The organism is Micromonospora sp. HB375, assembly GCF_017872985.1.
Classification (GTDB): Bacteria; Actinomycetota; Actinomycetes; order Mycobacteriales; family Micromonosporaceae; genus Micromonospora; species Micromonospora chalcea.
The window spans coordinates 2,109,601-2,129,308 of record NZ_JAGGJO010000001.1 but is presented as its reverse complement, the minus strand read 5'-3'; the positions used below and the strand labels follow the sequence as shown (position 1 = coordinate 2,129,308).

The following is a 19,708-nucleotide window of genomic DNA, read 5'->3' as shown; positions in this document are numbered from 1 at the left end:
TGGCCTCTCTCCGTGTGCTCGGCAGGAACTGCGCGCACCAGAAACGCTATTGAGCTGGGGGAACGGCGACCATCCAGCGGGCTGCCCAGTCCGGGTACAGCAGGCACCACCTCCGACCCGTATCTCAGCGGGCCGGTGCCGGAAGGTGGAGGCGGCCGTCGTGGACCTCGGCGATCTGGTCGACGGTGGTGAGGTTCGTGCGGTCGTGGGTGACCAGGACGGTGGCGGTGGTCTGCTGGTGGGTGAGGCGGGTGATCAGGTCGATGACGGCGGCGCCGCGTTCGTGGTCGAGGGCGCTGGTGGGTTCGTCGACGAGCAGGACTGTGGGGTCGTTCATCAGGGCGCGGGCGATGTTGACGCGCTGGCGCTGGCCGCCGGAGAGCTGGTGCGGCCGGCGGTCGGCCTGACCGGCGAGGCCGACCGCGTCGAGGAGTTCCACGGCGCGGGTACGGGCTCCGGCCGGTGGACGGCCGTCGATCTGGGCCATCACCTGGAGCTGCTCGGCGGCGGTGAGGGAGGGCAGCAGGTTGGGCTGCTGGAAGACGATGCCGATCTTGTGGCGGCGCAGGTCGGCGAGTTCGCCCCGCGTCATTCCGGTGGTGGGGGTGCCGTCGATGGTGACGGTGCCGGAGTCGGGGGTGATGAGGGTCGCGGCGACCGCGAGGAGGCTGGACTTGCCGGAGCCGGAGGGGCCGATCACGGCGGTCAGGCTGCCCTTGGGTACGTCAAGGGTGACGCGGTCGAGGGCGGTCAGGCGGCCCTCGCCGTCGGGGTAGGTGAGGGTGACGTCGGTCAGGTTCAGGCTCATCGGGCGCTCCCCAGGGCGGTCAGCGGGTCGACGGAGGTGATGCGGCGGATGGCCAGAGCGGCGCCGAGGGCGCCGAGGACGACGATCACGGCCGCGGGAAGGAGGACGGTCACCGGGGTGAGGAGGAACGGCACCGTGGACCCGGCGACGAGGGCGCCGAGCGCGGCGGCGATGCCGGTGCCGAGCAGGGTGCCGCCGGTGAGCAGGACGACGGCTTGTCCGAGGGCGTCCTTGAGGAGGTTGGCGGTGGGGGCGCCGAGTGCCTTGAGCACTGCGACGTCGCCGCTGCGCTGGATGGTCCAGACGGTGAAGAAGGCACCGATGACGAGGGCGGAGATGGCGAACAGGAAGCCGCGCATCAGCTGCAGGGAGCCGTTCTCGGAGGTGTAGGAGCCGATCGCGGACAGCGAGTCGGCCACGGAGACCGTCCTGGTGCCCGCCTGCCGGTCGGTGGCTCCCAGGTCGGCGTCCGCGGTGGTGGTGAGGGCGACGACGGTGGCCGTCTGGCTGCCGTCACCGGTGCCGGTGGGAGGCGCGCTCTTCTGCCACACGTCCAGGCTGATCCACACCACGGGGGTGTGGCTGAAGGAGGCGTCGCCGCGTACGGCCGCCACTGTCAGTTGCTGCCCGGCCAGGGTGACGGAGTCGCCGGCCCGCACACCGAGGTCGTCGGCGGCCTTGGTGGACAGCACCGCCGAGCGGTCGTCGATCCGGCCGCTGTCGGGGGCCAGGCGGGAGCCGGGCCGGACGCCGAAGGCGGAGACCCCGACGCTCCGGTTTCCGGCGGTGGCCCTGGTCGTGGTGATGCCCAGCGGTTCGGCGCCGGTCACTCCGGGGGCCTCGGCCCACTGCTGCCACTGCCGCTCGGTGACAGTGGAGTTGGAGTAGGACACGTCCTGGCCGTCGCCGGGCGCCTGGAAGGCGATCCTGTCGGCGGGCAGGCCGGTGATGGCGGAAATGTTCTGCCGGCCCAGTCCGGCCGTCAGCCCGGACAGCAGCCCGACCAGCAGGGTGATCAGCACGATGACGGTCCCCATCAGGGCGAAGCGCCCCTTGGCGAACTTCAGGTCTCTCCAGGCGACGAACACGGCAGTGGCCTGTCCTTTCGGGCGGTGGAACGGTATGCATCCACGATCGCGGCCGGCGCCGGTGTGCGCGTCTGGCGTGGGACAGCACTTCGCGGGCCGAAAGGCGGCGCCCGGGTTCTAACTTTCGATAGAGGCCCCCGGGGCGCCGGCGTCGGTAACGTGGGACGCACTGTGAGCACCGCTGCCCCTGCCCTGACCCCGACCACCCGAGCCCTGGCCTGGTGCCTGCACCTGCTGATCATCGGCCTGCTCGTCCTGGCCGCGGGCCGGGCGGTGGCCGACGACCGGCCGCACGCCGGATCGATCGTGGCGGTGGCGGTGGCGTGCGGTCTGGCGTACGCCGTCGGGCCGCTCCTCCCCCGCATCCGGCGCTCGCGGCGGGCCGCCGCGTGGTGGCTGGCCGCTGTCGGCGCCGTGTGGCTGGTGTTGCTGGGCCTGTCCCCCGACGCGATCTGGGTGGCGTTCCCGCTGTACTTCCTCCAGCTCCACCTGTTGCCGCGCCGCGCCGGCCTGACCGCCGTGATCGTCACCGCCGTGGCGGCCGTCGCCGGGTTCGGCGCCCACACCGGCTCCTTCACCCCGGCCACGGTGATCGGTCCCGCGCTCGGCGCCGCCGTCGCCGTCGGGGTGGTGTGGGGATACCAGGCCCTGTACCGGGAGAGCGAACAGCGCCGGCAGCTGATCGAGGAACTCACCGCCACCCGGGCCGACCTGGCCCGGGCCGAGCACACCGCCGGCGTACTCGCCGAGCGCGAGCGTCTGGCCCGCGAGATCCACGACACCCTCGCCCAGGGCCTGTCCAGCATCCAGCTGCTGCTGCGCGCCGCCGAGCGCGCCCTGCCCGGCCGACCCGACGCCGCCTCCGGTCACGTCGACGCGGCCCGTCAGGTCGCCGTGGACAACCTCGCCGAGGCCCGCCGCTTCGTCGCCGCGCTCACCCCGCCCACCCTGGAAGGCACCACCCTGGCCGGGGCCCTGGAACGCCTGTGCAGCACCACCAGCGCCCGCCACCGCCTCACCGCCCGCTTCCACCTCACCGGCGACCCCGTGTCGCTGCCGACCGCCCACGAGGTGGCGCTCCTGCGTATCGCCCAGTCCACAGTCGCGAACACGGTCCGCCACGCCCGGGCCACGACGGCCGAGGTCACCCTCAGCTATCTCGGCGACCGCATCGCCCTGCACGTCGTCGACGACGGGCGCGGCTTCGACCCGGAACAGCTGCCCGCTCCCGACGTCGACGGCGGCGGCTTCGGCCTGGCGGCCATGCGCGCCCGCATGGCCGCCCTCGGCGGCACCCTGGCCGTCGCGTCCGCGCCCGGCCGGGGCACCGCCCTGACCGCCGAGCTTCCCCTCGCCCCGACCACCAGGACCGAGCCCGAGGGCCGACCGTGACCGACGACGTTCCCATCCGCCTCCTCCTGGCCGACGACCACCCGGTCGTACGGGCCGGACTGCGCGCCGTGCTGGAAACCGAACCCGACCTGGTCGTCGTGGCCGAAGCCGCCACCGCCGAGGAGGCCGTCACCCGCGCCGCCGCGGGCGACATCGACGTCGTGCTGATGGACCTGCAGTTCGGCAAGGGCATGGGCGGCGCCGAAGCGACCGCACGGATCACCGCCGGCCCGGAAGCGCCGCGCGTGCTGATCGTCACCACGTACGACTCCGACGCCGACACCCTGCCCGCCATCGAGGCGGGCGCCACCGGCTACCTCCTCAAGGACGCCCCACCCGAGGACCTGGCCGCCGCCGTCCGCACCGCCGCCGCCGGACGCACCACGCTGGCGCCCACCGTCGCGAACCGGTTGATGAACCGCCTGCGTACGCCGGGCACCGCCCTGACCCGGCGCGAGACCGAGGTCCTCGCCCTGGTCGCCGACGGTCTGTCGAACCACAGCATCGGCGCCCGCCTGCACCTGACCGAGGGCACCGTCAAGTCCCACCTGGCCCGCATCTACGCCAAGCTCGGCGTCGAGTCGCGTACCGCCGCCGTCGCCACCGCCACCGAACTCGGCCTCATCCGCCGCTGACCCCGGGCAGGTGCGGGTCGTCGGCCGCGCCGGCTACCGGCGTCAGCGATTGAGCAGGTCACAGCCGGGGTAGTGGGCCTCCTCGCGGAAGATCAATCGGCGGCCGGGTCCCGGCCTGTCCGGCGAGAGGGGTACGACCGGTGCGGAGCTGGGTACGCGACGCCGTCGCGCGGTTACGCGGCGACGGGATGACAGTGGTCGAGCTGACCGCCGCCGCTGTGGTCGCGTGGATCGTGGCGGCGGTGGTGATCCGTCACCCGGATCCGTTCTTCGCGCCGACCGCCGCGCTCGTCGTGCTCGGCGAGTCCCGCGGGCGACGGCTGCGGCAGACCGTCGAGATCCTGCTCGCCGTGGCAGCCGCCGTGCTCGTCGCGGAGCTGCTGGTGTACGCGCTGGGCCCGGGCACCGAGACGGTCCTGCTGGTGCTGCTGCTGACCACCACGACGCTCGTGGTGATCGGGGCCCGCCGTGCCCTGGTCGTGCAGGCCACCGTCTCGGCCATGTACCTGGTCGTGGTCTCCGCGCCGAACGGGACGCTGATGCCGTTCCGCTTCGTCGACGCGCTCATCGGCGGCGCCGTGGCGCTCGCCGCCAGCCAGCTGATGGCCGCCCGTGACCCGCTGGCACCACTGGTGGCCCAGGCCCGGCGCAGCTACACCGACCTGGCCGACCTGCTCGACCAGGTCAACGCGGCGCTGCGTGGCTGCGACGAGGACGCCGCCCGCGCCGCGCTGGACCGGGCGCGGCAGGTGGACGACTGCGTCGCCGAGATGCAGGCCGCCGTGCTCGCCACCGGCGAGACGCTGCGGCTGGGACTGCGCCGGCGGCACCTGGGCAAGCTCGTCGAGGTGGAGGCCACGCTGCGGCAGCTCGACTACGCCGCCCGCAACATCCGGGTGCTGGCCCGGGCCGGCGTGACCCTGACCCGCCGGCACACCGCCACGCCGCCGGAGCTGGCCGCCGCGATCGGCGCGCTGACCTCCGCCGTACGGTCGGCTGGTGAGGCCATGGCCCACGACCTCACCGGCGCCGACGCCGACCGGCACGCGCAGCGGGCCGACGCGGCGGCGCTGGAGGCGGTCCGGATCGCCGCGGGCCTGCTGCGGACCGATCCGCCGCTGCCGGTCACCATGATCGTCGGGCAGATCCGGGCGACCGCCATCGACCTGCTGCGCGGTGTCGGCCACGACGACGTGACGGTGCTGGACCGGGTGGACGAGGCGCTCGGCCTGAGCCGGGGGTGACACGTTCGCCGCTGGTCCGCTCAGTGGTGGTGGATCGGGGTGTCGAGGTCCGTCAGCCGCCGGCCGGACCCTCCGGCGGCCAGGGCGACGAACTCGGCGGCGATCGCCACGGCGGTCTCCTCCGGCGTCCGCGCCCTAAGGTCGAGTCCGATCGGTGAGGAGAGCCGGGCGAGGGCGGCCTCGTCCACGCCCGCCTCGCGCAGGCGGCGCAGCCGGTCGGTATGGGTGCGGCGGCTGCCCATCGCGCCGATGTAGCGGGCCCGGGTGCGCAGGGCGACCTCCAGCAGCGGGACGTCGAACTTCGGGTCGTGGGTGAGGACGCAGAGCACGGTGCGCTCGTCGACGGCCGTCGACTCCAGGTATTTGTGCGGCCACTGCACGACGAGGTCGTCGGCGTCGGGGAAGCGCTTGCGGGTGGCGAACACCGGCCGGGCGTCGCACACCGTGACGTGGTAGCCGAGGAAGCGGCCGATCCGGGCCACCGCGACGGCGAAGTCGATCGCGCCGAACACGATCATCCGTGGTGGCGGCAGGTACGACTGCACGAACACGGACAACTCGTCGTGCCGCTGCTGCCCGCGCGTACCGAGTCGAACGGTTCCGGTGGTGCCGAGGGCCAGCATCCCCTCGGCCTGCTGCGTCACCGCGCGGTCCAGGTCGGCGTCGCCGAGGGTGCCGGCCACCCGGTCGGGCCAGACCACCATCTGGGCCATTCCGGCGGACGCCGTCGCCACCGGCGTACCCGCGCGGATCGCGGCGAGCACCGCGTCGGGCTCGGTCAGCACGACGTCCGGCTGCACCAGGACCTCGATGGTGCCGCCGCAGGTCAGGCCCACCTCGAAGGCGTCGTCGTCGCCGACGCCGTACGTCTCGGTGCGCACCTGTCCGGTCCGTATCGCCTCCCGGCACAGCTCGTACACCGCGCCCTCGACGCACCCTCCGGAGATGCTGCCGACGACCTCACCGTCGGCGCAGACCGCCATGGCCGCGCCCGGCGGTCTGGGCGCCGACTTCCAGGTCCGCACCACTGTCGCGACGGCGAACCGGACGCCGGCGGCGCGCCACGCGCTCAACCCGTCGACGATGTCTCGCATTGCCGCACGATCCGTGAGCAGCAGCGGCACCGTCAACGCCGACCTAAGGACTTGCTTAGGTCGGCGTTGACTTCCGCGGGCACCGGCACCACATTGACGACTTCCGGAGGTGCGATATGCAGGTGCCGGCCCCGTTCGAGTACGAACGAGCAACCAGTGTGGACCACGCCATCAGCCTGATGGAACGGCTGGGCAGCACGTCACGGCTGATCGCCGGCGGGCACAGCCTGCTGCCGATGATGAAGCTGCGGCTGGCCAGTTTCGACTATCTCATCGACATCAACGATCTCCACGACGAGCTCGGCTACATCGAGGCGGGCCCGGACGAGCTACGCATCGGTGCGCTGACCCGGCATCGGGAGCTGCTGGAGTCCGCCACCCTGACGGCGGCCTTCCCGATCTTCGCCGACGCCGAACGGGTGATCGCCGATCCGGTGGTGCGCAACCGGGGCACACTGGGCGGCTCCCTGTGCCAGGCGGACCCGTCGGAGGACCTGTCCGCGGTCTGCACCGCCCTGGACGCGAGCTGCGTGATCCGTGGGCCCGGCGGCGCCGAACGGGTGGTGTCCATGGAGGAGTTCCACGTCGGGCCGTACGAGACGGCCGTCGGCGACGGGGAGATCCTGGTCGAGGTCCGGCTGCCGGTGCGGCCCGGCTGCGGCAGCGCCTACGAGAAGGTGGAACGCCGGGCCGGCGACTGGGCGGTGGTCTCGGCCGGCGCCGCGGTCTGGCTCGACGGCGACGTGATCTCCGACGCCCGGGTCGGGCTGGCCGCCGTAGGCCCGAACACCACAGGTATCCCGGAGGTCTCGGCGGCGCTGCGCGGGCAGACACCCAGCGAGAGCCTCTTCGCGCAGGCCGGCGCGATCGCCGCGCGCAGCTGCGATCCGGCCACCGATCAGCGGGGCAGCGCGGACTACAAGCGGCACCTGGCCGACGAGCTGACCAGACGGACCCTGCGCCGGGCCGTGGAACGGGCGAGGAGCTGAGCATGCAGGTCACCATGACCGTCAACGACGTCGAGGTCACCCGGGAGATCGAGGGTCGCCTGCTGCTTGTGCACTTCCTGCGCGACGTGCTGGGCCTGACCGGCACGCACTCGGGCTGCGACACCAGCAACTGCGGCACCTGCGTCGTCTGGCTCGACGGCGAACCGGTGAAGTCGTGCACCGTGCTGGCCGCGATGGCCGGCGGCCACCAGGTGCGTACCGTCGAGGGCCTGGCCAAGGGCGCGGAGCTCGACCCGGTCCAGCAGGGCTTCATGCAGTGCCACGGCCTGCAGTGCGGCTTCTGCACGCCCGGCATGATGATGACCGCTCGGGCGCTGCTCAACCGCAACCCGGACCCGACCGAGGCGGAGATCCGCGAAGCGATCTCCGGCCAGATCTGCCGCTGCACCGGCTACGCCACCATCGTGCGCTCGGTGCGCTGGGCCGCCGTGCACGAGGCGAACGCGGCCGCCGCGGTCACCGAGACCACCGAATCACCCGAAGCCGGCGAGATCGACAACGCCGGCCGGCCCGCCGGGAGCGTCGTATGACGACTGTGCACGAGCGCGTGGACACCTTCCACGACAACGACCAGAAGCCGGTGGGCTACGGCCGGATGCTGCGGAAAGAGGATCCGCGCTTCGTGCGCGGCCGGGGCCGGTTCGTCGACGACGTCCGGCTGCCCGGGCTGCTGCACCTGGCCATCCTCCGCTCGCCGGTGGCCCACGCGCGGATCCTGAGCATCGACACGAGCGCCGCCGAGGCATCCCCCGGCGTCAAGGCGGTAGTGACCGGGGCGATGCTGGCCGAGCAGGGTCTGGCCTGGATGCCGACGCTCTCCAACGACGTGCAGGCCGTCCTCGCCACCGACAAGGTGCGCTTCCAGGGCCAGGAGGTGGCGTTCGTCGTCGCCGAGGACCCGTACGCGGCGCGGGACGCGCTGGAGCTGATCGACGTCGAGTACGACGTCCTCGACCCGGTCGTCGACGCCCGCCGCGCGCTGGAACCGGACGCCCCGGTGATCCGCGACGACCTGGAGGGCAAGACCGACAACCACTGCTTCGACTGGGAGACCGGCGACGAGGCGGCCACCGCGGCGGTGTTCGCCCGGGCGGACGTCGTGGTCACCCAGGACCTGGTCTATCCGCGGGTGCACCCGGCGCCGATGGAGACGTGCGGCGCGGTCGCCGACTTCGACGCCGTCGAGGGCAAGCTGCGCCTCTGGTCCACCACGCAGGCGCCGCACGCGCACCGCACCCTCTACGCCCTGGTGGCGGGCATCCCCGAGCACAAGATCCAGGTGATCTCGCCGGACATCGGCGGTGGCTTCGGCAACAAGGTGCCGATCTATCCGGGGTACGTCTGCGCGATCGTCGCGTCGATCGTCACCGGGAAGCCGGTGAAGTGGATGGAGGACCGCTTCGAGAACCTGATCAGCACCGGCTTCGCCCGCGACTACATCATGCGTGGTGAGATCGCGGCGACCCGGGACGGCCGGATCCTGGCCATCCGCACCAACGTCCTCGCCGACCACGGCGCCTTCAACGGCACCGCCGCGCCGGTGAAGTACCCGGCTGGTTTCTTCGGCGTCTTCACCGGCAGCTACGACATCGAGGCCGCGTACTGCAAGATGACGGCGGTCTTCACCAACAAGGCGCCCGGCGGTGTGGCGTACGCCTGTTCGTTCCGCATCACCGAGGCCGTCTACCTCGTCGAGCGGATCGTCGACTGCCTCGCCGACGAACTGGGCATGGACCCGGCCGAGCTGCGGCTGAAGAACTTCATCCGGCCGGAGCAGTTCCCGTACACGACGAAGACGGGCTGGGTGTACGACTCCGGCGACTACGAGCCGACGATGCGGCTGGCGATGGAGATGGCCGGCTACGCCGACCTGCGGCGCGAGCAGCAGGAGAAGCGGGCCCGGGGCGAGCTGATGGGCATCGGCATCGCGTTCTTCACCGAGGCCGTCGGCGCCGGGCCGCGCAAGAACATGGACATCCTCGGCCTGGGCATGGCCGACGGTTGCGAGTTGCGCGTGCACCCGACCGGCAAGGCGGTGGTCCGGCTCAGCGTGCAGTCCCAGGGTCAGGGGCACGAGACGACGTTCGCGCAGATCGTCGCGGAGGAGATCGGCATTCCGCCGCACGACATCGACGTGCTGCACGGCGACACCGACAACACGCCGTTCGGCCTCGGCACGTACGGCAGCCGATCCACCCCCGTCTCCGGCGCCGCGGCGGCCCTGGTGGCCCGCAAGGTCCGCGACAAGGCCCGGATCATCGCCTCCGGCATGCTGGAGGTCTCGGTCGCCGACCTGGAGTGGGACAAGGGTTCCTTCCGGGTCAAGGGCGATCCGGGTAAGAGCGTGACGATCCAGGACATCGCGATGCGGGCCCACGGCGCCGGTGACCTGCCCGAGGGCGTCGAGGGCGGGTTGGAGGCGCAGATCTGCTACAACCCGTCGAACCTGACGTATCCGCACGGGGCGTACATCTGCGTGGTGGACATCGACCCCGGCACCGCGCAGGTCAAGGTGCGGCGGTTCATCGCCGTCGACGACTGCGGCACCCGGATCAACCCCATGATCATCGAGGGGCAGGTGCACGGCGGGCTGGCCGACGGGGTCGGCATGGCCCTGATGGAGATGATCGCGTTCGACGAGGACGGCAACTGCCTCGGCGCGTCGCTGATGGACTACCTGCTGCCCACCGCGCTGGAGGTGCCCGACTGGGAGACCGGCTTCACCGTCACCCCGTCCCCGCACCACCCGATCGGCGCGAAGGGTGTGGGCGAGTCCGCCACCGTCGGCTCCCCGCCCGCGATCGTCAACGCGATCGTCGACGCGCTCGAACCCTTCGGCGTACGGCATGCCGACATGCCGTTGACGCCGTCGCGCGTCTGGGACGCGATGCGCGGCAACGCCCGTCCGCCGATCTAGGGGAGGTGGCCATGACGACTATCGCCCGCCGTACGCAGGATCTGACCGTCTCGCGCGCGCCGTTCGTGCACGCCACGGTGGTCCGGGCGCAGGACCCGACGTCGGCCCGGCCCGGCGACGACGCGGTGATCCTGCCCGACGGCACCATCGAGGGTTTCGTCGGCGGGGTGTGCGCCGAGAACTCGGTGCGGGCGGCCGCCCTGGACACCCTCCGCGACGGCAAGGCGCTGCTGCTGCGGGTCCTGCCGGACGGCACGCCCGCCTTTCCCGAGACGCCGGGGGCACGGGTCGTGGTCAACCCGTGCCACTCGGGCGGGGCGCTGGAGATCTTCCTGCGCCCGGTGCTACCGGTACCCGTGCTGGGTCTGGTGGGCGACACGCCGATCAGCGCGGCGGTGGCCACCCTGGCGGCCTTCCTCGACTTCGAGGTGGCCATGTCCGGCGACTACGCCGGCGCGACAGCGGTCGTGGTGGCCAGCCTCGGCAAGGGCGAGCAGGACGCCATCCGCGCCGCGCTGGATGCCGGCGTGGGGCACATCGCGCTGGTCGCCAGCCGAAAGCGCGGGGCGGCGGTGCTCGACGAACTGGCGCTGTCCGACGCGGAGCGCGCCCGGGTCCGGACCCCGGCCGGGCTGGAGATCGGGGCGCGCTCACCACAGGAGATCGCACTGTCGATCATGGCCGAGGTGGTGCGGGCGCTGCGGGTGGACGGCCTCGCCTCCTCCCCCGCACCACCCGCGGCGCTCCCCCAGCAAGCAGTCGACCCGGTGTGCGGAATGACAGTCCTGATCGGACCGGACACCCCGCACGTGCGGATCGACGGCACCGACCACTGGTTCTGCTGCCCCGGCTGCCTCGACCGGCACGTGGCGGCGTAGCCGTGTTCGTGACCGGCCTGGTTCTGGCCGCCGGGGCCTCGGTACGCCTCGGCGAGGCCAAGCAGCTGCTGCCGTACCGCGGGCGGACGCTGCTCGACGCCACCCTCGACCTGGCCCGTTCGTGCGCCTTCGACCAGTTGCTGGTGACCCTCGGTGGCGCCGCCGACCTGGTCCGCGAACGGGTGGACCTGACCGGGGTCCGGGTCGTCGAGAACGCCGAGTTCAGCACTGGTTGCGGATCGTCGGTCCGCGCCGCGGCGCAGGCGGTGGACCCGCGCGCCGACGGGCTCGTGCTCCTGCTCGGCGACCAACCAGGCGTACGGGCCGCCGACGTACGCCGGGTCGTGGCGGCGACCACCCCGCTCGCGGTGTGCCGGTACGCCGACGGTCTGGGGCACCCGTTCTGGTTCGCCCGCGACGTCCTGCCGGAGCTGCGTGTCCTGCACGGGGACAAGGCGGTGTGGAAGCTGCTGCACTCCGGCCGGTACCCGGTCACGGAGATACCTGTGGACGGGCCGGCGCCGATCGACGTGGACACCCGCGCGGACTACCGGCGGCTACTCTCGGGCGAGGCGCGGTGAAGGACCCCCTGGCCGTTCGGCGCCGGCTCGATGCCGTCGACTACCTGGCCGACGACGGCATGGCGATGGCCGTCTTCCTCGCGCTCAAGCTGGGCAAGCCGCTGCTGCTCGAGGGCGAGCCCGGCGTCGGCAAGACGGCGGCGGCGAAGGCGCTGGCGCGGGCGCTGGACACGACGCTGATCCGGCTGCAGTGCTACGAGGGCCTGACCCCCGGCGAGGCGCTGTACGAATGGAACTACCAGCGGCAGTTGCTCGCCATCCGGCTGGCCGAGGCCCGGCACGCCTCGCTCACCGACGCCGACCTGTTCGCCGCGGAGTTCCTGCAGGAACGGCCGATCCTGCGGGCGGTACGCCACCCGGGGCCGGTCCCGCCGGTGCTGCTGATCGACGAGATCGACCGGGCCGACGACGAGTTCGAGGCGCTGCTGTTCGAGTTCCTCGGCGAGTCCGGGATCACCATCCCCGAGCTGGGCACGTTCACCGCGACCACGCCGCCGATCGTGGTGCTCACCTCCAACCGCAGCCGCGACCTGCACGACGCGCTGCGCCGCCGCTGCCTGTACCACTGGATCGACTTTCCGCAGATGGACCGGGCCACCGAGATCGTCCGGCGGGCCGTGCCGGGCGCCACCGAAGGGCTGATCCGCACGGCGACCGCCTTCGTCGGCGACGTACGTGCCCTCGGCCTGGACAAGGCGCCCGGCATGGCCGAGGCCATCGACTGGGTCGCCGCGCTGTCAGTGCTCGGCGCCGCCGACCTCTCCGCCGCCGACGTCGTCCGGACCATCGGCACCATCGCCAAGACCCCCGACGACCGCGCCGCCGTCGCCGCCGCGCTCGGCGCACACCAGGAGAGGCCGGCATGAAGATCACCAACGAGTTCACCGTCGACATTCCGATCGCGCAGGCGTGGGCGATCCTCACCGACCTGGAGGGCGTCGCGCCGTGCCTGCCGGGCGCCCAGTTGACCGGCGTCGACGGCGACGTCCACCAGGGCACGGTGAAGGTCAAGGTCGGCCCGGTCGTCTCCGAGTTCGCCGGCACCGCACGTTTCGTCGAGAAGGACGAGGAGCGCTACCGGGGGGTGATCGAGGCGAAGGGCCGCGACCGGCGGTCGGCGGCGAACGCGTCCGCCCTGGTCACCGCCGAGCTGCGGCCGGACGGTCAGCGCACAGTCGTCAACGTGGACACCGATCTGAAGATCTCGGGGCGGCTGGCCCAGTTCGGCAGCGGCATGATCAAGGAGGTGTCCGGCAAGCTGCTCGCCCAGTTCGTCGCCAACCTCGAAGCGAGGCTGGCGGCAGAGGAGACCGGCGACCCGCACGCGGCCACCGCGCCTGACGCATCCGAGCCCGCGCCGGCCGTCGCCGCCACGCCCGACCGCGCCACGTCCGCCGCGACCGGGCCCGACGCCTCCACGGCCCTGCCCCGTACCCTCGCGGCCGACGCGGACGCCACCCCGTCCGGGACCACCGTGGCCGGCACCCCCGTGGCCGTCTCGGCGCCCACCGGTCGACCGGATGCCGACGCCGACGCCGAACCGAAGACGCTGGACCTGCTCGACATCGCCGGTGGGGCCGTCGTCAAGCGCCTCGTGCCGGTGCTCGTCGGGATCGTCGTCGTCGGTGGGATGATCGCCTGGTGGGTCGCCCGCCGGTGAGCGGCGGTCTGCTGCGCGGCGTCGACCGCGCGGCGTTCGCGACGGCGTTCGCCGACCGGTTGCGGCGGGCCGGCGTACCCGCCGGGCTCACCGAGGCCGGTGACTTCGTCCGGGCGCTCGGCGTGTGGACGCCCGGGGAGACGACCGCGCTCTACTGGGCCGCCCGGATCAGCTTCGTGCGGCGGCACGCCGACCTCGCCGCCTTCGACCGCGTCTTCGCCGCTGTCTTCGCCGACGCGCCGCCGCTGCCGCTCACCCGGTCCGCGGCCCCGCCGGGCGCTCGTGACGACGTGCACCTGCCGGTGCCCGCCGACACCGACGACATCGGCGACGGTGGTGGGCTGCCGTGGGCGACGTTGCCGGCGCCCGTCGCCGAGGCGGAGCCCTCCGACGCCGGGGTGCGGCTGCCCGAGCGACGGCCCAGCGCCCTCGCCGGGCTCGCCGACCGGCCGTTCGAGGACCTCGACGCCGCCCAGCTCGCGCTGCTCGGCGACGCCTTGCGCGAGGCCGTCGCCCGCTGGCCGTCCCGGCGGACCAGGCGGCACGCCGTCGGTCCGGCCGGGCGGCGGGTCGCGCTGCGTCCGACGATCGCCCGGGCCCGTCGCACCGCGTGGGAGCCCGTCGAGGTCGTCCGCGAGCGACAGGTACGCCGACCACGCCGGGTGGTGCTGCTGTGCGACCTCAGCGAGTCGATGCGGGCCCAGGCCCACGCGTACCTGCACCTGCTGCGGGCCTTCGCGGTGAGCACCGACGCGGAGGTGTTCGCCTTCGCCACGACGCTCACCCGGCTCACCGTCGCGCTGCGGCACACGTCGGCGTCCGCGGCGATCGCGCACGCCGGCGCCGCCGTGACCGACCGGTTCGGGGGTACGCGCATCGCGACGAACCTGCGGGCACTGCTCGCGTCCCCGCACGGCGACGCGGTTCGCGGGGCGGTGGTGCTGATCGGCTCGGACGGCTGGGACAGCGACCCCCCGGACGAACTCGCCGCCGTGATGGCACGGCTGAGCCGCCGCGCCCACCGGATCGTCTGGCTGAACCCACGTGCCGGCGCCCCCGGCTTCGCTCCCCTGGTGGCGGGCATGGCCGCGGCCCTGCCCTACTGTGACCGGCTGCTGCCGGCCGCGACGTTCCGGGACCTGCTGGACGCCGCCGGTCAGCTCCAGAGCGTCACGTGCACCGAGGGCCGGAAGCGGTTCACCGCGACGCCCACGCCGCGCATCATCGCCTGAATCGCCCGGGGCGTCGACGCGAAGCGGCACAGTTCCGCTGCCACGGACGGTGTGCCGGGGGTGACGAGCACCAGCGAATGCCACACCGCCTCGGCCTTGGCGTGCGGCCCGGACAACGCCACGAGCTGGCCGCTGCGGAGATCCGGCGCGACGGTGAACGACAGCGCGGGCGCGATCCCCCGGCCGCGCTGCGCCTCACCCAGCGCCGCCGCGTGGCTCTGGAAGATCTGCTGCCGCTCCTCGGGTACGCCGAGCCGGCGCAGCATCGCCGGGACAGCGCCCACGGTGTCGGTAGCCGAAGGGCCGAGCAGCCAGGTCTGATCACGCAGCTGCCCCGGCGAGGCCGGCACACCGGACAGCGGATGATCCGGGCCGAGGACAGTCACCAGCCGGTAGTTCATCATCGGCCGGCCGGAGATCGCCGGATCAGCCACCGGCGGCAGCGGCCCCATCGCGACGTCCGCGGCCCGGGTCAGCAGCAGCGACTCGAAGGAGCCGGGGTCGCAGACGCTCAGCTCGATGTCGAGGTCGGCGGCGCGTCTGGCGAACAGCTCGATCAGTCTCGGCGCGGCGAACTCGGCGAACTCGCTGGAGGCGGCGACCCGCAGCATCCGGCGGCCGTGCGCCGCCGAACTGACCTCCAGGACCGTACGGTCCTGCAGGCCCAGCATCTCGGCCGCGCGGCTGGCGAGCCGCAGCCCGCCGGGGGTGAAGGCCAGCCCCGCCGCCGTCCGGGTGAACAACTGGTCTCCGAACTCCCGCCGGAGCTGGCCGATGAGCAGCGAGACCGCCGACTCGGAGACCTCCAGTTGCGCGGCGGCCTGCTTGACGGATCCCAGCCGGACGACAGCGACGTAGGCCCGTAGCTGCGTCGGAGTCATCGGCGTCGACCCGCCCTTCTGCTGCGCCGTGGACTGCTGCGGGCAGCCCGCGGTGTACCCCGATCATTCCCCGCCGATTGCCTCGTCGCCAGGGACAGCGCCTCCGGAGCGATCCGGCCGGTACGCGGGGTGAGTGCCCGATCAGGCGTCGGTGTCGGTGAGCAGCCGGGCGGCCAGGGCGCGTATCTCGTTCTTGAGTTCGTCCGGGCGCTCGATCGTGAACGACCAGCCGAGCCCGGCGAGCATCTGTGCCGCGCCGTCGAGCCGTTCCGCTCGGGCGGTGAGGCGCACTCCGCCGGGAACCTCGGTGAGCGTGCCGACCGAGGGCGGGATCCGTCGCTGCGCCTGCTCCGGGCTGGTATGCAGCACCACGGAGATGTCGTGCGCGTACGGCACTGCTGCCAGCCCGGTGAGTACCTGCGTGGTGGGATCGAAGCCGGCCGGGATGTCGAACCTGCCCGGGGTGGGGCGGGCGGTCCCGATGCGGTCGAGCCGGAACGTCCGTACGGCCCGGCGGTTGTGGTCGTGGCCGGTGACGTACCACCGGCCGGCGTGGAAGACCAGCCCGTACGGGTCGAGTCGGCGCTCGCCGGCCTCGCCACGCCAGGTGGTGTAGGTGATGTCCACCGGTTGCTGATGCCGGGCCGCTTCCGCGAGCACCAGCAGCACCTCGATGCCGGGCGGGGCGGACTTCCGGACCCGTGCGGTGAAGTCCACGGTCTCCAGCAGCGAATCGATCCGCCGGGCGAGAACCGCCGGCAACACCCGGCGGATCTTCGCGGTCGCGCTCTCGGCGGCCGCGCCTTCGGCGGTGACCAGCCCGGCCCGGCGGGCGGCGACGAGCCCGAGCATGACGGCGACCGCCTCCTCGTCGGTGAGCATGAGTGGCGGCAGCTTGTATCCGGGCGCGAGCCGGTATCCGCCGTAGCGGCCGCGCCGGGCCTCGACCGGGATGCCCAGGTCGGCGAGGTGCGCGGCGTAGCGGCGGACCGTGCGCTCGTCGACGCCCAGCCGACCGGCCAGGTCGGCGACGGTGAAGCCGCCGCCGGCCTGGAGGATCTCCAGCAACGCCAGTACGCGCGCGGTCGGCCGGGTCACGAATCCCCACTTCCAATCCGGGCGGAACCTGTCCGGTATTGATCGTAGCGTGTCAGGCATGACGACCTTCGTACTGGTTCCCGGGTTCTGGCTCGGCGCATGGGCCTGGCGCCCGGTCACCGCCGCCCTGCGCGGGCACGGCCACGAGGTGTACCCGCTGAGCCTGACCGGTCTGGGCGAGCGCGCCCACCTGGCCCGCCCGGACACCGACCTCGACGTCCACGTCACCGACGTGGTCAACCTGCTGCGCTACGAGGACCTGCACGACGTGGTGCTCGTCGGGCACAGCTACGCCGGCGCGGTCGTGACGACCGCCGTTGCCGACCGCATGACCGACCGCATCGCCCAACTGGTCTTCGTCGACACCGGCCCGCTGCCCGACGGGGCGGCGAACGAGGACTTCAGCCCGCCCCCGGAGCGTGACCGCAACGCGGCGATGGTGGCCGAACACGGCGACGGCTGGCGGCTGCCACCCCCGCCGTGGGCCGGGCTGGCGGCGAGCGCAGCAGACGTGGATGAGTCGGTCGTCGCGTTGCTCGATGAGCGGTCGGTGGCCCAGCCGTGGGCGACTGCCACCACCCCGGTGCGGCTCACCGGCGCGTGGGAGAAGCTGCCCCGCCTCGGCGTGCTGTCGAGCTTCACCGCCGAGCAGGCACGCGAGATGGCCGCCACCGTGCCGCTGTGCCGGCACATGGCCGGCGATTCGTGGCGGTACGAGGAACTGCCGACATGGCACTGGCCGATGCTCAGCCGACCGGCCGAGCTGGCCCGGATCCTGCACGAAGCCAGGCCGACGGTGTAGCCCGCGGTGCCCGGGCGACCGCGCCCCAGGTCACCCGGGCACAAACATGGGGAACCATCGAACACAGCCGGTGCTCAGATGTTGGAGCCGTCCGGCGGCAGCCCGGGCGGTGGCTGCGGGGATCCGCCCCGGCCGGCAGCCGGTGGACAGGACATGCCCAGGGTGTAGGCCGTCATGGACAACGAGCCGTAGGCGTAGCCGTCGACGAGGACCTCGGTGTCGGGAGTGTCCATGGCGGCGGCCAGACCGGCGAGATACAACGCCGGGATGAAGTGATCCGGTGTCGGTACCGCACGGCGGAAGTCCCCGTGCGCGTCGAGGGTCGCGTACTCGCCCGGATCGGTCAACATCCGGGCCTTGGCGTCCTCGTCGAAGCGTCGCGCCCAGTCGAAGCCGTCGTCGGTCAGCGTCCAGTCCATGCCGCGCAGGTTGTGCACGACGTTGCCGCTCGCCACGATCAGCACGCCGCGCCGACGCAGTGGAGCGAGCCGGGCGCCGAGTTGAAGGTGGTAGTCCATCGGCTTGTCGGCGTTGATGCTGAGCTGGACGACGGGAATCGTCGCGTCCGGAAAGGCGTGCATCAGCACCGACCAGGTGCCATGGTCGATGCCCCAGCTGTCGACGTCCGCCCCGACCCAGGTCGGATGGACGACGTCACTGACCTCCTCAGCCAACTCGGGCAGCCCCGGTGCCGGGTACTGCACCTCGAACAGCTCCTGCGGAAACCCGTAGAAGTCGTGGATGGTCCTCGGCCGGGGCATCGCGGTGACGGCCGTGGCGTTGATGTACCAATGGGCGCTGACCACCAGGATCGCGCGGGGACGCGGAACCGCGGCGCCGAAGGCTCTCCACGCGGAGGTGTACCGGTTGACCTCGAGGGCGTTCATCGGGTTGCCGTGGCCCAGGAACGCCGCGGGCATCAACACATCCCGGGCCGGATGTACGTCTGAAGGCACGTGGACTTCCCTCCGTGGAGGACCGGATCGTACGGCGCGGCCCGCCGGACCTGAATGTCACGATAGTGCCGACCGCGACGTGACGTGGGGTGATCAGGCGGTCGGATGGGAGAGCGCCACGGCGATGGCTGGTCCGATCGCGACGCTGAGCAGATAGGCGAGGTTGAACAGACCCAGTGCTTCGGCCCGGTGGGAGCCGGATACGACGCCGGCCGCGTGCAGGGCGAGTACGCCTTGGCCGGTCGCGGCGGCCAAGGAACCGAGCGTCATCGCCGCAAGCAGCAGCGGTACAGCGGTGGTGACCGTCGCCAGCAGCAGCGCGGCGGCGCCGGTGAGGAGCAACATGGCGACCGCGACGCGGCGTGGCACTCGCACGGATGCCGCGACCAGGAACCCGGAGCAGATGCCGCCGATCAGGTACGGCGCCAGCAGCACGAGCCCGCTCTGGGTGCCTGCCCATCCCGCGTGCTGTCGCAGCAGGTCCGGCGCGGCGTAGAGCAGGGCGAAGTTCCCCGCACCCAGCGCGAAGGCCAGCGCGCACGCCGCGAGGAACCGGCCGTTCCGTGCCACCGCAGCAGGCAGGAAGCCGTCCGGGCGGACCTTGGTCCAGGCCACCAGCAGAGGCAGCAGCACGACGGTGGCCGGGCCGGCCACCAGCGGCCGGTGCGGAATGAGGACGGCTGCGGTGACCAGCATGGCCAGGATGGTCATCCCGAAGAAGTCGAACGGCGCCGGCGCCGCGTCCGGTGCGGTGGTGCCGCGGCGAGTCGCGGGCACGGCGAGCACCGCCAGCAGCGGCAACGCCAGCGCCGCCTGCCACGAGGAGAGGTCGGCGATCAGTGCGCCGGTCAGCGGACCGGTGGCCCCGACGACCGCCAGCGACGCGGCGACCACGCCCATCTGCCGGGCCGAGTCGGCCAGTTTCATCGCGGTCACGGTGAGGCCGGCAGACCCCAGTCCCTGCACCGCCGCACCGGCCACCATCGCCGACACGCTCGGGATCAGCACGAGGATGAGCGTCCCCGCTGCCACCAGCGCGGACGCGACGGTCAGGGCCGCTCGTACGCCGCGACGGGCGAGCAGCGCCGCCAACAGCGGCGTCCCCAACGCGATCCCCCAGCCGAAGGCGGTCACACCGGCGGCCGCGGCCTGTTCCCCGCCACCCGTCGCGCGCGCCAGGTCGTCGAGCAGCAGTGCCGGTGCGGCAATCCCGAACGACAGCGGACCGGCCAGCAGGGCGAGCCAGGGTGTGGCCACCCGCCCCGGTGCGAGTTGCCTGTCGCGGCGAGCGGCTCGGCGCCGCTGTAGCTGATCCATGTCGTTCCTCCGGTGTCGGCTCGGTTCAGCCTTCCCGGGGCTCCTTACCGTCGGCTGATGGCCGGCTGACGTACGCGTCGGTGACCCCGCGCCGCTTCCCGCCGAGCAGACCGAC

General features: G+C 72.8%; 19 protein-coding genes. 12 read left to right on the top strand and 7 right to left on the bottom strand.

What is annotated here, in order from left to right:
• Positions 1 to 124 precede the first annotated feature (124 nt).
• Both J3R08_RS09955 and J3R08_RS09950 read right to left on the bottom strand, forming a co-directional pair.
• A complete protein-coding gene (locus J3R08_RS09955) occupies positions 125 to 808 on the bottom strand; it encodes an ABC transporter ATP-binding protein (protein WP_209960880.1) in 684 nt (227 codons plus the stop codon).
• Positions 805 to 1,896: an FtsX-like permease family protein gene (locus J3R08_RS09950; RefSeq protein ID WP_209960879.1), complete on the bottom strand. Its 1,092-nt coding sequence runs from the start codon at positions 1,894 to 1,896 to the stop codon at positions 805 to 807. The genes J3R08_RS09955 and J3R08_RS09950 overlap by 4 nt, the downstream gene beginning before the upstream one ends.
• A gap of 171 nt (positions 1,897 to 2,067) precedes the next feature.
• Here J3R08_RS09950 and J3R08_RS09945 point away from each other — a divergent pair, with 171 nt between their 5' ends.
• From J3R08_RS09945 to J3R08_RS09935, 3 genes are all read left to right on the top strand, one after another.
• Entirely contained in the window at positions 2,068 to 3,288 is a 1,221-nt protein-coding gene (locus tag J3R08_RS09945; RefSeq protein WP_209960877.1) for a sensor histidine kinase, read from the top strand.
• Positions 3,285 to 3,923 carry a response regulator transcription factor gene (locus tag J3R08_RS09940; RefSeq protein WP_043325350.1) on the top strand — a complete coding sequence of 213 codons (639 nt, stop codon included), beginning with the start codon at positions 3,285 to 3,287 and terminating at the stop codon, positions 3,921 to 3,923. Before J3R08_RS09945 ends, J3R08_RS09940 begins: the two co-directional genes overlap by 4 nt.
• Positions 3,924 to 4,063: 140 nt before the next feature.
• Positions 4,064 to 5,167: an FUSC family protein gene (locus tag J3R08_RS09935; RefSeq protein ID WP_043325352.1), complete on the top strand. Its 1,104-nt coding sequence runs from the start codon at positions 4,064 to 4,066 to the stop codon at positions 5,165 to 5,167.
• Between the two features lie 20 nt (positions 5,168 to 5,187).
• Here J3R08_RS09935 and J3R08_RS09930 read toward each other — a convergent pair whose 3' ends face one another.
• Complete coding sequence (locus tag J3R08_RS09930; RefSeq protein WP_209960875.1) at positions 5,188 to 6,261, bottom strand: XdhC family protein; 1,074 nt, start codon at positions 6,259 to 6,261, stop codon at positions 5,188 to 5,190.
• Between the two features lie 116 nt (positions 6,262 to 6,377).
• Between J3R08_RS09930 and J3R08_RS09925 the strand changes: the two genes are divergently transcribed.
• Genes J3R08_RS09925 through J3R08_RS09890 form a run of 8 tightly spaced genes read left to right on the top strand, consistent with a single transcriptional unit; the run spans position 6,378 to position 14,539 of the window.
• Positions 6,378 to 7,250: a xanthine dehydrogenase family protein subunit M gene (locus tag J3R08_RS09925; RefSeq protein ID WP_209960873.1), complete on the top strand. Its 873-nt coding sequence runs from the start codon at positions 6,378 to 6,380 to the stop codon at positions 7,248 to 7,250.
• A gap of 2 nt (positions 7,251 to 7,252) precedes the next feature.
• Positions 7,253 to 7,801: a (2Fe-2S)-binding protein gene (locus J3R08_RS09920; protein ID WP_043325358.1), complete on the top strand. Its 549-nt coding sequence runs from the start codon at positions 7,253 to 7,255 to the stop codon at positions 7,799 to 7,801.
• Positions 7,798 to 10,188 (top strand): aerobic carbon-monoxide dehydrogenase large subunit, encoded by a 2,391-nt coding sequence (locus J3R08_RS09915; protein ID WP_209960871.1) that lies wholly within the window; start codon positions 7,798 to 7,800, stop codon positions 10,186 to 10,188. The genes J3R08_RS09920 and J3R08_RS09915 overlap by 4 nt, the downstream gene beginning before the upstream one ends.
• An 11-nt stretch (positions 10,189 to 10,199) precedes the next feature.
• Positions 10,200 to 11,066, top strand: a complete 867-nt coding sequence (locus J3R08_RS09910) for an XdhC family protein (protein WP_209960869.1) — start codon at positions 10,200 to 10,202, stop codon at positions 11,064 to 11,066.
• An 8-nt stretch (positions 11,067 to 11,074) separates the two neighbouring features.
• Positions 11,075 to 11,647: a nucleotidyltransferase family protein gene (locus J3R08_RS09905; RefSeq protein ID WP_280841840.1), complete on the top strand. Its 573-nt coding sequence runs from the start codon at positions 11,075 to 11,077 to the stop codon at positions 11,645 to 11,647.
• Entirely contained in the window at positions 11,644 to 12,513 is an 870-nt protein-coding gene (locus tag J3R08_RS09900) for a MoxR family ATPase (RefSeq protein ID WP_166457117.1), read from the top strand. The genes J3R08_RS09905 and J3R08_RS09900 overlap by 4 nt, the downstream gene beginning before the upstream one ends.
• On the top strand, positions 12,510 to 13,307 hold the full coding sequence (locus J3R08_RS09895) for an SRPBCC family protein (RefSeq protein ID WP_209960865.1): 798 nt from the start codon (positions 12,510 to 12,512) through the stop codon (positions 13,305 to 13,307). The genes J3R08_RS09900 and J3R08_RS09895 overlap by 4 nt, the downstream gene beginning before the upstream one ends.
• Positions 13,289 to 14,539 carry a VWA domain-containing protein gene (locus J3R08_RS09890; protein WP_280841841.1) on the top strand — a complete coding sequence of 417 codons (1,251 nt, stop codon included), beginning with the start codon at positions 13,289 to 13,291 and terminating at the stop codon, positions 14,537 to 14,539. The genes J3R08_RS09895 and J3R08_RS09890 overlap by 19 nt, the downstream gene beginning before the upstream one ends.
• Here J3R08_RS09890 and J3R08_RS09885 read toward each other — a convergent pair.
• Together J3R08_RS09885 and J3R08_RS09880 are read right to left on the bottom strand one after the other, a co-directional pair.
• The gene (locus tag J3R08_RS09885) at positions 14,464 to 15,420 is read right to left on the bottom strand and encodes a LysR family transcriptional regulator (protein ID WP_209960864.1); all 957 of its coding nucleotides are present in this window, start codon (positions 15,418 to 15,420) and stop codon (positions 14,464 to 14,466) included. The genes J3R08_RS09890 and J3R08_RS09885 overlap by 76 nt on opposite strands.
• Positions 15,421 to 15,561: 141 nt before the next feature.
• Positions 15,562 to 16,518 carry a YafY family protein gene (locus J3R08_RS09880; protein ID WP_209960862.1) on the bottom strand — a complete coding sequence of 319 codons (957 nt, stop codon included), beginning with the start codon at positions 16,516 to 16,518 and terminating at the stop codon, positions 15,562 to 15,564.
• Between the two features lie 58 nt (positions 16,519 to 16,576).
• Here J3R08_RS09880 and J3R08_RS09875 point away from each other — a divergent pair, with 58 nt between their 5' ends.
• Positions 16,577 to 17,320 (top strand): alpha/beta fold hydrolase, encoded by a 744-nt coding sequence (locus tag J3R08_RS09875; protein ID WP_064447317.1) that lies wholly within the window; start codon positions 16,577 to 16,579, stop codon positions 17,318 to 17,320.
• Between the two features lie 74 nt (positions 17,321 to 17,394).
• Here J3R08_RS09875 and ygiD read toward each other — a convergent pair whose 3' ends face one another.
• The gene (ygiD, locus tag J3R08_RS09870) at positions 17,395 to 18,240 is read right to left on the bottom strand and encodes a 4,5-DOPA dioxygenase extradiol (RefSeq protein ID WP_043325374.1); all 846 of its coding nucleotides are present in this window, start codon (positions 18,238 to 18,240) and stop codon (positions 17,395 to 17,397) included.
• Positions 18,241 to 18,369: 129 nt separating this feature from the next.
• Positions 18,370 to 19,593: an MFS transporter gene (locus J3R08_RS09865; protein WP_166457115.1), complete on the bottom strand. Its 1,224-nt coding sequence runs from the start codon at positions 19,591 to 19,593 to the stop codon at positions 18,370 to 18,372.
• Between the last annotated feature and the right edge of the window lie 115 nt (positions 19,594 to 19,708).